13 protein-coding genes are annotated in these 12,050 nt (G+C 64.6%); 8 read left to right on the forward strand and 5 right to left on the reverse strand.

Annotated elements, in window-relative coordinates; all coding sequences use genetic code 11:
- Positions 1–70: 70 nt before the first annotated feature.
- The 6 genes from lgt to ACFMRZ_RS35205 all read left to right on the forward strand — a co-directional run bounded on the left by lgt (position 71) and on the right by ACFMRZ_RS35205 (position 6,248).
- On the forward strand, positions 71–1,567 hold the full coding sequence (gene lgt, locus ACFMRZ_RS35180; protein ID WP_400182490.1) for a prolipoprotein diacylglyceryl transferase: 1,497 nt from the start codon (positions 71–73) through the stop codon (positions 1,565–1,567).
- Between the two features lie 79 nt (positions 1,568–1,646).
- Positions 1,647–2,117, forward strand: a complete 471-nt coding sequence (locus tag ACFMRZ_RS35185) for a TM2 domain-containing protein (protein ID WP_280276137.1) — start codon at positions 1,647–1,649, stop codon at positions 2,115–2,117.
- A 303-nt stretch (positions 2,118–2,420) separates the two neighbouring features.
- Positions 2,421–3,176, forward strand: a complete 756-nt coding sequence (locus tag ACFMRZ_RS35190) for a transporter substrate-binding domain-containing protein (protein ID WP_400182491.1) — start codon at positions 2,421–2,423, stop codon at positions 3,174–3,176.
- 3 nt (positions 3,177–3,179) lie between these two features.
- Positions 3,180–3,848 carry an amino acid ABC transporter permease gene (locus ACFMRZ_RS35195; RefSeq protein WP_400182492.1) on the forward strand — a complete coding sequence of 223 codons (669 nt, stop codon included), beginning with the start codon at positions 3,180–3,182 and terminating at the stop codon, positions 3,846–3,848.
- A gap of 80 nt (positions 3,849–3,928) precedes the next feature.
- Positions 3,929–5,350 carry a pyruvate kinase gene (gene pyk, locus ACFMRZ_RS35200; protein ID WP_280371767.1) on the forward strand — a complete coding sequence of 474 codons (1,422 nt, stop codon included), beginning with the start codon at positions 3,929–3,931 and terminating at the stop codon, positions 5,348–5,350.
- On the forward strand, positions 5,343–6,248 hold the full coding sequence (locus ACFMRZ_RS35205) for an acyl-CoA thioesterase (protein ID WP_400183049.1): 906 nt from the start codon (positions 5,343–5,345) through the stop codon (positions 6,246–6,248). The genes pyk and ACFMRZ_RS35205 overlap by 8 nt, the downstream gene beginning before the upstream one ends.
- A gap of 9 nt (positions 6,249–6,257) precedes the next feature.
- On the opposite strand, the gene ACFMRZ_RS35210 is transcribed toward ACFMRZ_RS35205, so the two are convergent.
- The 5 genes from ACFMRZ_RS35210 to ACFMRZ_RS35230 all read right to left on the reverse strand — a co-directional run bounded on the left by ACFMRZ_RS35210 (position 6,258) and on the right by ACFMRZ_RS35230 (position 9,872).
- Positions 6,258–6,620 carry a hypothetical protein gene (locus ACFMRZ_RS35210; RefSeq protein ID WP_280276142.1) on the reverse strand — a complete coding sequence of 121 codons (363 nt, stop codon included), beginning with the start codon at positions 6,618–6,620 and terminating at the stop codon, positions 6,258–6,260.
- A gap of 156 nt (positions 6,621–6,776) precedes the next feature.
- A complete protein-coding gene (locus tag ACFMRZ_RS35215; RefSeq protein ID WP_400182494.1) occupies positions 6,777–7,403 on the reverse strand; it encodes a low molecular weight phosphatase family protein in 627 nt (208 codons plus the stop codon).
- 146 nt (positions 7,404–7,549) lie between these two features.
- Complete coding sequence (locus ACFMRZ_RS35220; protein ID WP_400183074.1) at positions 7,550–7,789, reverse strand: hypothetical protein; 240 nt, start codon at positions 7,787–7,789, stop codon at positions 7,550–7,552.
- A complete protein-coding gene (locus ACFMRZ_RS35225) occupies positions 7,696–8,061 on the reverse strand; it encodes a monooxygenase family protein (RefSeq protein WP_400182496.1) in 366 nt (121 codons plus the stop codon). Before ACFMRZ_RS35225 ends, ACFMRZ_RS35220 begins: the two co-directional genes overlap by 94 nt.
- 881 nt (positions 8,062–8,942) lie before the next feature.
- The gene (locus ACFMRZ_RS35230; protein ID WP_400182498.1) at positions 8,943–9,872 is read right to left on the reverse strand and encodes a hypothetical protein; all 930 of its coding nucleotides are present in this window, start codon (positions 9,870–9,872) and stop codon (positions 8,943–8,945) included.
- A 242-nt stretch (positions 9,873–10,114) separates the two neighbouring features.
- Between ACFMRZ_RS35230 and ACFMRZ_RS35235 the strand changes: the two genes are divergently transcribed.
- Both ACFMRZ_RS35235 and ACFMRZ_RS35240 read left to right on the forward strand, forming a co-directional pair.
- On the forward strand, positions 10,115–10,429 hold the full coding sequence (locus tag ACFMRZ_RS35235; protein WP_400182500.1) for a hypothetical protein: 315 nt from the start codon (positions 10,115–10,117) through the stop codon (positions 10,427–10,429).
- A 419-nt stretch (positions 10,430–10,848) separates the two neighbouring features.
- Positions 10,849–11,682, forward strand: a complete 834-nt coding sequence (locus ACFMRZ_RS35240; protein ID WP_400182501.1) for a hypothetical protein — start codon at positions 10,849–10,851, stop codon at positions 11,680–11,682.
- Positions 11,683–12,050: the final 368 nt, after the last annotated feature.

Below are 12,050 nucleotides of genomic sequence, written 5' to 3' on the forward strand. Positions count from 1 at the left end.
CCCTGGTCGCGAAACCCGCCCGGTGGTGGGTGGCGACTACGGTTCGTCCGTATTCCGTTACGGTGGGCGCGTGACTTTTGCAGTCCTGGCAGACAGTGTTGTTTCGCACGGTGGGGCACAGGCGGCGGTGCTGGCCTCGATTCCCAGTCCGCCGCGCGGGGTGTGGTACATCGGGGGGTTCCCGCTGCGGGCGTATGCGCTGTGCATCATCGTCGGTATCGTCGCGGCGATCTGGTGGGGGGAGCGGCGCTGGCGTGAGCGCGGCGGGCCCGCCGGCGCGGTGCTCGATGTGGCGATGTTCGCCGTGCCGTTCGGACTGATAGGCGGGCGGCTCTACCACGTCGCCACGGATTGGCAGAAGTACTTCGGCGACGGCGGCCATCCGATGAACGCCCTGAAGATCTGGGAGGGCGGCCTCGGCATCTGGGGCGCGGTGCTGCTCGGCGGCGTGGGCGCGTGGATCGGCTGCCGGGTGTATCGAATTCCGTTGCCGGCGTTGGGCGATGCGATCGCTCCGGCGATCCTGCTGGCGCAGGCGATCGGCCGCCTCGGCAACTACTTCAACCAGGAGCTCTACGGCCGCGCCACCGATCTGCCGTGGGGGCTGGAGATCTATCTGCGCTTCGACTCCGACGGTCAGCTCGACATGATGAACGGCGTGTCCACCGGCGTGGTGGAGAAGGTGGTGCAGCCCACCTTCCTCTACGAGCTGGTGTGGAACCTGATCGGCGTGCTGGTGCTGGTCCTGGTGGACAAGCGCTTCCGCATCGGCCACGGCCGGTTGTTCGCGCTGTACGTCGCGCTCTACTGCTTCGGCCGGTTCTGGGTGGAGTTGCTGCGCGACGACGAGGCCACCCACATCGCCGGCGTCCGGATCAACTCGTTCACCTCCGCGGTCGTATTCCTCTGCGCCATAGCCTATTTCCTGCTCGCCACCAAGGGACGTGAGGCCGCCGAACAACTGCAGCCCGGCGGACACCGCCCATGGCCCTGGCAGTTCGGCGCACTGCGCCGGGCAGGCGCGGAATCCGCCACCCCGGCCGCGACCGCAGTTACGGAAACCGACCCGTCCGAGGAATCCGACGCCGCCCCAACGGCATCCGAGTCCGACGACAAGCCCACCGCCACGAAAACCCCTGCGGCAGAAGCGAAGAACACATCGACCGAGCCCAGCGCAGACGCCGCGGGCGAGCCGTCGACGGATGCGGCTGCTGAGCCTGCGAGCGAGTCCCCGGAGACGACGGCGAGCAAACCCGCCGACGGTACCGCGAGCAAGTCCGCTGAGGACGCGGCAAGCGAGTCTGCGGAGGGTGCGGCGAGCGAGCCCGCGGGCGTCGCGGCAGGCAAGTCCGCTGAGGACGCGGCAGGCAAGCCTGCCGAGGGTGCGGCGGGCAAGTCCGCTGAGAGCGCGGAAGGCGCGTCTACGGAGGGTGCGGTCAGCAAGCCCGCGGGTGAATCCGTGGCCGATACCGGCAACGAAACCGCATCCCTCACCGATAACAGTGAGAATGCGGCAGACTCCGCAACGTCCGATGCGACGAAATCGACGGAGTCGGGCAAGAATTGAGTCCGGTCCGCGGCACATACGCGGCGGGGCGGGGAGACCGGGCCGGTCAGGCGGGCCCGAGTGAACTAGGAGGAACCGAGTGACCGACCCATACCAGCAGCAGCCGGGGTACGGGCCGCAGTACGGCGCGCCCGGAACCGGGCCGGGCACGGGGCAGCCCATGGGCCAGCAACCGCCCGTGGACGCATACGGCCAGCCGAACCCGTATGGCCAGCCGCAACAATACGGCCAGCCCTACGGTCAGCCGGGCGGCTACCCGCCCGCCCCGTACGGCGCGCCGGGCATGGACCCCGAGGCCCCCTTCGGCCGCAACATGTACGGCGAGCCGTACTCGGACAAGTCGAAGATGGTGGCCGGACTCCTGCAGATCTTCCTGGGCAGTTTCGGCGTCGGCCGCTTCTACCTCGGCTACCCCGGCCTGGCCGTCGGACAGATCGCGGTCACATGGCTCACCTGCGGCATCGGCGGCATCTGGCCCCTCATCGACGGCATCATGATCCTCACGGGCAAGGTCCGCGACCAGTACGGCCGCCCACTCCAGGAAAACTGACCCCGCTCCGCCCCCCGTCATCCCGGCGAAAAGCGTGCCGGGATGACGGGAATGTGGGTCTGCGGGATGGCCGAAGGGCGGCCTGCCGGTACAGCGAGGGTTGGCCAGTCGGTTTGCCTGGACGGTGGCCTGCCGGTTCGGCAAGGCGAGCCGGTAGGACAGGAGCGGCAGTCCGGGGTCATGTTGCGGCTGTTCGGATCGCCGCGCGCGTAATGCTGGGTGGGTATACCCGCATGTCGTAGTGTGTGGCGGTGTTGTGTGCCGTGCGCGCGAGGCATCCGCGCCCGCTGGAGAGGTAGATCATTGCGCCGCAAGCTGTTCGCCGCCGTGTTCGCCGTCGCCGTCGTCAGCGGGCTTGCCGCGGGCTGCGGTAGCAACGATCCGAACGTGCTGAAGGTCGGGACCGAGGGGACCTACGCGCCCTTCAGCTTCCAGGGTCCCGACGGGAAACTCACGGGTTACGACGTCGAGGTGGTGCAGGCCGTCGCCGGCAAGCTCGGCAAGCGGGTCGAATTCGTGCAGACCCCGTGGGACGCGATCTTCGCGGGCCTCGAGTCCAAGCGCTTCGACTTGGTCGCCAACCAGGTCACCGTGAATCCCGATCGCGAGCAGAAGTATTCGCTGTCCCAGCCCTACACCACCTCCGACGGCGTGATCGTCACCCGCGCCGACAAACCGGGCATCACCACCTTGCCCGACCTGAACGGCAAGGTCTGCGCGCAGTCCTCGACCAGCAACTGGAGCAAGGTCGCGTCCGGCGCGGGCTGCAAGGTCGAGGCCGTCGAGGGGTTCGTGCAGGCCATCCAGCTACTGAAGAACGGCCGCGTCGACGCGACGGTCAACGACACCCTCGCCGTCGGCGAATACACGAAGACCACCAGCGACACCAGCGTCAAGGTCTCCGGCAAGACGGGCGAGACCAGCCACCAGGCCTTCGCCGCCCGCAAGGACTCCGGCGCCCTGACCTCCGAGGTCAACGGCGCCCTCGACGCGCTGCGCGCCGACGGCACCCTGGCAAGGATCTCCGACAAGTACTTCGGAACCGACGTCAGTAAATAACGCATGGACTCCGCCACCTGGGAGCTGATCCGGCACAATCTCCAGCCCATGCTGGAGGCGACGGTCACCAAGACGCTGCCGCTCACCGCGATCAGCTTCGCCATCGGCCTGGTGCTCGCGCTGTTCGTAGCGCTGGCGCGAATGTCGAAGATGTGGCCGGTATCGGCGGCGGCCCGGTTCTACATCTCGATCATTCGCGGCACGCCGCTGCTGGTGCAGTTGTTCATCGTCTTCTATGCGCTGCCGCAGCTGAACATCGTGATCGATCCGTTCCCGGCCGCCGTGATCGCGTTCAGTCTCAATGTCGGCGGCTACGCGGCGGAGGTGATCCGCGCGGCCATTCTCTCCGTCGCCGAGGGCCAGTGGGAGGCGTCGCAGGCGCTGGGCCTGTCCTACCCGCAGACGCTGAGTTCGATCATCCTGCCGCAGGCTTCGCGGATCGCCGTGCCGCCGTTGTCCAACACGCTGATCTCCTTGGTGAAGGACACCTCGCTGGCGTCCACGATCTTGGTTACCGAGTTGTTGCGGACTGCTCAATTGGCCGCCGCGCCCACGTTCGATTTCTTCGCCCTCTACGGGGTCGCGGCGGTCTACTACTGGATCATCTGCTTGATACTCGGATTTGCCCAAACACGCCTGGAAACCCGCTTGGCACGGCATGTCGCACGGTGACGCGCGTCATGTTTCGGAGGATTGATAGCGGAGGGTATGCCCAGTCAGCGGCCGCCGCGCGGCAGGACTAGGCTCGACTCGTGATGCGACGAACAAAAATTGTTTGCACCCTCGGCCCGGCTACCGCCTCCGAGGACCGGATCCGCGAACTCGTCGAAAGCGGCATGGACGTGGCCCGGTTGAACTTCAGTCACGGCGAGCACTCCGACCATGCCGAGAATTATCAGAAGGTCAGGAAAGCCGCAGACCGATTGGGCCGTGCCGTCGGCATTCTCGCGGATCTCCAGGGGCCGAAGATCCGGCTCGGCAGGTTCATCGAAGGCAAGACCATGTGGGCGACGGGTGAGGAGGTGCGTATCACCGTCGACGACGTGGAGGGCACCCACGACCGCGTCTCCACCACCTACGCACAGCTGTCCGAGGACGCCAAGCCCGGCGACCGCCTGCTCGTCGACGACGGCAAGGTCGGCCTGACCGTGGTCCGCGTCGACGGCCACGACGTGGTCTGCCGGGTCACCGAGGGCGGCCCGGTCTCGAACAACAAGGGCGTGTCGCTGCCCGGCATGGACGTGTCCGTTCCCGCGCTGTCCGAAAAGGACATCGCCGACCTGGAATTCGCCCTGAAGCTCGGCGTCGATTTCATCGCGCTGTCGTTCGTGCGTTCCCCGTCGGATGTGGAACTGGTGCACGACATCATGGACCGCGTCGGCCGCCGCGTGCCGGTGATCGGCAAGCTGGAGAAGCCGGAGGCGATCGACAACCTCGAGGCGATCGTGCTGGCCTTCGACGCGATCATGGTCGCCCGCGGCGATCTGGGCGTGGAGCTGCCGCTCGAGCAGGTGCCGCTGGTGCAGAAGCGCGCGATCCAAATGGCCCGCGAGAACGCGAAACCCGTCATCGTCGCCACCCAGATGCTGGAGTCGATGATCACCAATTCCCGGCCCACTCGTGCCGAGGCCTCCGACGTCGCCAACGCGGTGCTCGACGGCGCCGACGCGGTGATGCTGTCGGGTGAGACCTCGGTCGGCGAGTACCCGATCGATACGGTCCGGACGATGGCGCGCATCGTGCACGCCGTGGAGTCCGAATCCTCCGCGCAGGTGCCGCCGCTGACGCACGTCCCGCGGACCAAGCGCGGCGTCATCTCCTACGCCGCCCGCGACATCGGCGAGCGGCTCAATGCCAAGGCGCTGGTGGCGTTCACCCAGTCCGGCGACACTGTGCGCCGCCTGGCCCGCCTGCACACCACGCTGCCGCTGCTGGCGTTCACGCCGCTGCCGGAGGTGCGCAGCCAGCTGGCGCTCACGTGGGGCGTGGAGACGTTCATCGTGCCGCCGGTCGGCACCACCGACGAGATGATCGGCCAGGTCGACAAGGAGCTGCTGTCGCTGAACCGGTACGCCAAGGGTGACCTGGTGGTGATCGTGGCCGGATCCCCGCCTGGCACAATCGGTTCCACCAACCTCATCCATGTGCACCGAATCGGCGAGGAGGATCACTGAGGTGAGTACGTCGCTGGGCGAACCGTCCGACACCGCAACGGGTGACCTGGGAGTGCTGCTCGGGCTGCTCGATCTGGAGCAGACCGGCGAGGACGTCTTCGTCGGGCAGCACCCGGAGAAGGTGTGGAGCCGGACCTTCGGCGGGCAGCTGGTGGCGCAGGCCATCGTCGCGGCCGGCCGGACCGTCGGACCGGGGCGCCCGGTGCACGCGGTCAACGCCCACTTCGTGCGTGGCGGTGACGTGAAGAAGCCGATCGAGTACCGGGTGGAACGCCACCGTGACGGCCGCTCGTTCGCGAATCGGACCGTCACCGCCCTGCAGGACGATCAGGAGTTGTTCGTCATGCTGGCGGCCTTCCAGGACTGGGGAAAGGGCCTGGAGCACGCCGCCCCGCAGCCGCAGGTGCCCGATCCCGACGGCTTGCCCCGCGTCGAGGAGTCCTTCGCGGGCCTCGAGGACCGGCTGCAGATGTTCGTCCAGGCCCCGCACCCGATCGACATGCGCTACACCAACGATCCGGCGTGGATCCTCAAGGGCACCGGCGGCACCCTCGACTACAACCGGGTGTGGATGCGCGCCGACGGCGAGATGCCCGACGATCCGCTGATTCACGTTGCGACACTGGGTTATTCGTCGGACACCACGGTGCTGGACTCGATCATCACCACGCACGGGCTGTCCTGGGGTTTCGACCGCATCGTCGCGGCGACGGTGAATCATTCGATCTGGTTCCACCGCCCGTTCCGGTTCGACGAGTGGGCGCTGTACGCGACGCAGTCGCCCGTGGCGGCTGGCTCGCGCGGCCTGGCCACCGGTCACTTCTATTCGCGCGCGGGCGAATTGCTGGCGACGGTGGTGCAGGAAGGCATCATTCGCCACTTCCCGCCGCGCCGCTGACCCGCCGGGTCAGATCAGTTCGCGGTTCTCTTCCAGGTCGAAGCTTTCACGCTGCAGCGCGTGGATGGAGTAGGGGACCGCGTCTTCGTTCGAAATGTCTTGCATCAGTTGCTGTTCGAGCGTGTTCAGGTTCGCCTCGGTGAGTAGGCTCTGGTCGCCGACCAGGCTCAGCGCGATCTCGTAGGTGCGCCGGTCGCTCGGGTCGGCGCCGGGATGGTCCAGTAGCCACTGGGTTTCGAGCAGGGTGTGTGCGGGCTGGTCGGATTCGACCGGAAGCGTGAAGCGCCAAGCGAAGACGTCGCTGTCGCCGACATGGTCGTCGACCACGCGGCGCACCGTCTTCACGACTCGTTCGAGTGTTTCGGGTGTCACATAAACATGGAGCGAAACATCCGAAATGCGTTTCGGCATGTCTGAGTTCCTGTTCTTGTGTCGACCTTCGGTGGTGGAGTATCCCGGCGGGGAGTGTAGTCCCTGTATGCGCGAAATGGGGAGGACGCATCCGTGTTCGGCGTTTTCGCCGAGACCTCAGGCGTGCCGTCCGATGCGGTCGCCGACGATATATCGGGGCGGTTCGCGCCGCCCGCCCGGTAACAGCACCAGTCGCGGCCGGCCGCGGTCGTCGGTGCCGCGGTCCCGCTGGGTGTGCAGGGCCAGCAGCAGCGGCACCAGCGCCTCGGCGATATGGTCGCCGACCTCGCAGTACTTCTGCGCCGACAGCCCGACCGGGTCGGCAATGTTCTCCCGGCCGACCAGCGCGAGATCGTCACGGGCGCGGTCGATTTCGGCGACGGTGCGGGCGCCGCTGACCCTGGCGATGCGGTGTGCCTCGAGCAGCGTGAAGGTCCGCCCGCGCGCGGTGGGCGCCAGCGCGACGATCTCGTCGCGGATCTGCTCGGTCATCGCGAGCACCAGATGGGCGCGTTCCACCAAGGCGGGTTTCAGTTTACGGGCCTTGAAATTCGACGGGTTGCCACCGAGCCCGCTGATCGTCTCGGCGGCAACAGGATCCACGCCGAAACCGACGAGCGCGCGCGTCCCCGCGCTCTCCGCGGTCAGCCCCCGCAAGCCGTATTCGGCCGCGACAGCGTGAGTGAGCCGCTCGGCGATCACCGACCGGCACACATTGCCGTTGCAGACGAACAGGACGTGCATGGCAGGTACGGTAGAACGCCGAAAACAAAACCAATAGTACGCAAAGTCCGGAACCGACCTATTTCGTCAGATGTTCACCCGTGCGTAGCGGGTCGCCGGCGACAGTTCGCCGCGGCGATGTTGTCCGTATAGATCGGTAATTGTTCTCATTCGGAATTATCGGGGTAATACGACTTCTCCCGGACGACAGGCGCCACCTTCGGCTCGTCGTGCTGCACCCGGCCCCGCGCGGAGAACAGACGCCCGCGCATCGCAACGGTAGGCGCCACCCTGCCCAGCCCGGTCGGCACGGTCATGTCGTCGTACATGGTGTCGATACCGCCGCGCAGGAAGTACGCCTCGTGCCAGAACCCGGTCCCCCCGAATCCCGCAGAAACTGCTGCCACCACTGCCGATGCGGATCCGACCGAGTCCACCGCTCCAGACTGTCCAGATCCCGCCAGTACTGCCGCGCCCCCCAGTGCGGCGGAAACAACGACCAGATGATGTCCTCGTGCAACAACAGCCCCTCAGGCCGATCCTTATGCGACCGATACAGTTTCGGCCCCAACCCCAGCAGCCGCAACACACCCCGAGGCCTACGCACCCGCATCCCGAGATAAATGACCACCAGATCCGGATACTCCGACAGGTCCGCGGTCAGCCGATTGACCCGCATACGCGCCCTCCACTAGATGACGGGACGTAGTGCCCGTCTGTGGGGAGTACGGGTGGGAGGGGGTGGGGGTTCGATGGTGGTGGGGTTGGGAGAGGATCTCGCCGTGGTGACGAGTGTGGGACTCGAACTCGCAGTCCCGTGGGTACAACGGTTTTCAAGCTTGTCGTTCTCGGCGTTTGGGGCCATCGGGTCTCGTTGGTGTCGTCCGCAATGCACGGTTGACCTGCGAGTTTGTACGTTGATTTCGTTGGTGATCGTTGGGTGTGCTGTGCGCTGCTGCGGACCAGCTGCGGACCAATGGCGAGCGAAACATCAGCTTGGGAACCAGGGGGTTGGTTGGCAGCCAGGGCTTACCCAGAACACCGGATGCGCCTGAGCGCCCTGATTCCGCTGTTGCTCGGGTTTGTATGGCACAGGTCAGCGGCACAGAGGCAACTGGCGACGTGGCGGTCTGTTCTACAGTGCCCGAAGGGGACTCGAACTCCCAACCTTCTGATTGATTTCTGCGTACGTCGTTGTCCGGGAGTATTCGTCAGGACGCTGTGCGGCAGTAGGTTTCGGCAACAACGGTCTGGCATCGTTCGCCACAATCCGGGTTCGTATGCGGACGTTTGTACGGCCAAAGTAACAGCTACTCATGTCGACGCTTGGGCCGTGACATCAGCTTGGGAAATCAGGGGGATGAGCGCGTAGCCAGGGCTTACCCAGGTCAGCGGGTGCACGGTAGATGCCCAGATCTACCGCTGTTGACCTGGGCATGTGGCATGTGTGCGGCACGAGGCTCGGCCGAACGGCATGGCGGTTGGGGTTCCCACACTGCCAGGAGTGAGCAGTCTAGCGCGGGCCAGGAGCCTGAGTAGCGGATCCCAGGCTGAATAAGATCATCGAAAGATTGCAATCGGCTCCAGCCAGAGCGCCGGGCCATGGATTTCTCCATCGTCAGGTCGGACGGTCATGCCAAACCCCGCTGCTGGCTCAATAAAGTGAGATATCGCCTCTTGCATCGCAGTTCTTTCGAGTTCAGTTGTGGGGCCCTCATTGACTAGGCGCAACGTTTGCATCCACTCGTCAGGAGTCAGGACGCGGTGAACTTGCCCGACTATCGTATAACTTCCCCCGAGAGAGCTTGTACTACCTACAAGCCAACGATCATTCAACTCCATTCCGACCGCCGGGCCAGGTTCGCCAACAGGATCCGCAAGGACAGTAAAAGTACTTCTTTCATTACCGCCCAACAAAGAACGCACATAAGAAGCGCTGTGCATAGTCTCTTCCGTCGATATGGTCTGCACAGCCTCCCCTGTTGCTCGTGCAGCTTCTTCGGCCGCCTGTGCAGCGCCTTCGATGAAAAGTGGGTTTCCTTTCTCCAACTCCTCGGAGTACCAGAGGAACATACGCATCAATGCGTAAATGGGTATCACATCGATGACTGCATGCAACACGAGGGTATGGCCCGGTTCGACACTCCTGAGCGCTTCAGGACCCCATCCACTGAAGGCGCCAAGTGCATTCTTCTCTTTGAGTAGGTCGTACCAAATCTGGAAGATTGAAAACCTGGTTCGAGTCTTAGTTAGTGACTCCTCCATGGTTGTGGAGCCCTTTTTCGAATAGTCGCCTTTAGCGGTTACTGGCCCAACGGTTACGCCACCGCCGAGAGCTCCACCTCCTTCTCGCGCTGTTACGGCCTTGGAAACTATGTCATCAATCCTCCCAGCCTCAAGTGAGGATAAGGAGTTAGTAACAAGTTCGTCGTTAAGATAGAAGAACCCGCGGTGCAGCGACTGCTCTGGAGGCTGATATGCAGATCTCATGGCGTGCAGTGTAGTTGCCCTTGACTTCTTTCGCCGTCCTTTTTCATAATGGCCATCTCTCAGTGGAGGATGGGTGTGTCAAGGATGGCGAAGCCACCGCGTAGCGGACACCGGAGGTGGTCCTTGACTCGTTCGACCGGAGCGAAACCATTGGGCCATCAGGAAGGTGGGGGGTTGCTCACGTCCTACGGGGGTCCTTCGTCCCTATTGAGATCGGTTGCACAAAAGTAGCGTGGCTGCGCATGACGAATGATTCGGCAGGTAATCCGACCAACGAAGAGATCCTCGCTACCAGCGAGGCCATGTTGAACAGCGGTGAGACAGAGCGACTTATCGCTGAGGCGCGTAAGACGATCGCCACGGCGAGCGCGCTAGGACGTCTGGACATCTTGGAGAAGGCCGGTGCGGTGATCGATAACCTGGTCGAGAAGCACAACGCCCTTGCTTCGTCACACGCCGATCAGCTGCGTGCGGTCGCAGAGTTGGCCGAGGCCAAGGCGGAATATGAAGCTGCGAAGGCGCGACTGCTCGCTGTCCGCGCTGCTGAAGGCCGTTGACCAGAAGGTGACGACAGGCAGTCGACCGGGCTGGTCGACCGGCCGTTTCGGGCTCGACTGCGGGAGGTAAGCCGGGTACGGCTGGCGTCGTGCCCAGCACTGCTCGGTTGTTGAGAAGGTGGTCAGACAGGAATGGTTGGCGTTTTGCCACGTCGCCAAAGCGGCGCCGACGCGTCCGACGGGCCCGCCGGCCGGAGCTTGCGTAGGTCGGCGGTTTGCGCGGGTGCGCCAGCGCCCGCCCTTGATCCTGTATGGCTGAATTCGGCAGTACTCCGTGGCATCCGCGCTGCTGGCGTTCCGTACTGACGCCAGCAGGGCGGTTCACCTCCTGTCGACGAGCCAAGACCGAGTACCCGCGTGATGCGCGATCTTGGCGGAAGCGATCGCGAACTAGGCTGCGGGAGGGGAGAATTGGGGGTATGGCTGAGCTTGTGTTGACGGCGGAGCGACGTGGAGAGCTGGCTGTGCTGCTGGAGGATGAGCAACTTTTGCGGAGTAAGTATCCGACGGTGGCTGATTACCTGGATACCGCGCCGATGTTGCCGGGGACAGGGGATGAGCAAGCGGATGCTGCGTTTGATCTGCGGTTGGTGCATTACATGACCGGTGGGCGGTCGGTTAGTGCGAATCCGTACTGGGATGTCGTTGCACCGTCTGTGGTCGAGGGTGAGGGGCGGCGGGTGGTGAATGGTGGCCGGCCGACTGGGAGTGGGCGGCTTGGGTTTGCGCAGACTGTGTTGCAAGGTGCCTATGCGTATGCGATTCCGTCGCCCGAGACGATTGCCTGGTTGGCGCGAGTTTGTGAAGGTCGCACGGTGGTGGAGTTGGGTGCTGGGCGGGGTTACTGGGCGGCTCAGCTGGCCGGTGCAGGTTTGCGGGTCGAGGCATATGACTCGGAACCGCCGGACAGAGCGGAGAATGCTTCGTTCGGCCGGGCGGCGGGACAGTCGGATGTGTGGCACGGGGTCGGTGATCTGGACGAGTTCGCGTCACGGTCGTTCAGCTCTGATGATGTGCTGTTTCTGTGCTGGCCTCCCGGCTGGGGCGACACGATGGCGTCGGAAGCGGTTGCCGCGTTCGAGGCCGCGGGTGGTGAGCGGCTGGTCTACATCGGTGAGCCGAAAGGCGGGAAGACCGGTGATGACGCGTTCTTCGATGCGCTCGCCGCACGGTGGGATCTGAAAGATGAAGACGCACAATTCGTCTCGTGGTGGAACCTGGAAGACCGTGCGCAGTTCTGGGCCCTGAGCTGACGATGGACGACCCGACGCCCAGAGCATGAGGCGACTACACGTCGTCGGACGGTGGTAGCAGCGCCATGCCGATAAGAGGCTGGGGACGGTGGTCAGCGATACGACGAACCACGCAAATCGGTCCATTTGGATTCCTGGCGGGCTGGTGAAAGCACTAGTGCGCTTGCGGGGCGCGGTCCAGGAGCTGATGCTCTCCGGTCCCCAAGGCGCCTGGAATCGATCGAGTTCAGCTGGGCGTTCGACTGGGCGGCGCAAGCGTCTGAGATGAAAAGTTTTGTGCCCCACTGGTTCCGGCGTACAGCGGCGTCGACGGCAATCAGATCGGCGCGAATATCAAGGTTGTGCAAAAGATGCTCGGGCACATGACC

Origin of the sequence: Nocardia sp. N2S4-5, assembly GCF_044628355.1 — a bacterium.
In the GTDB taxonomy this organism is placed as follows: Bacteria; Actinomycetota; Actinomycetes; order Mycobacteriales; family Mycobacteriaceae; genus Nocardia; species Nocardia wallacei_B.

Excerpts from the sequence above, each read along its gene's own strand:
- ACFMRZ_RS35195 (WP_400182492.1), top strand. The coding sequence starts at position 3,180 with ATGGACTCCGCCACCTGGGAGCTGATCCGGCACAATCTCCAGCCCATG.
- ACFMRZ_RS35235 (WP_400182500.1), top strand. The coding sequence starts at position 10,115 with ATGACGAATGATTCGGCAGGTAATCCGACCAACGAAGAGATCCTCGCT.
- ACFMRZ_RS35240 (WP_400182501.1), top strand. The coding sequence starts at position 10,849 with ATGGCTGAGCTTGTGTTGACGGCGGAGCGACGTGGAGAGCTGGCTGTG.
- ACFMRZ_RS35225 (WP_400182496.1), bottom strand. The coding sequence starts at position 8,061 with ATGCGGGTCAATCGGCTGACCGCGGACCTGTCGGAGTATCCGGATCTG.
- ACFMRZ_RS35230 (WP_400182498.1), bottom strand. The coding sequence starts at position 9,872 with ATGAGATCTGCATATCAGCCTCCAGAGCAGTCGCTGCACCGCGGGTTC.
- ACFMRZ_RS35215 (WP_400182494.1), bottom strand. The coding sequence starts at position 7,403 with ATGCACGTCCTGTTCGTCTGCAACGGCAATGTGTGCCGGTCGGTGATC.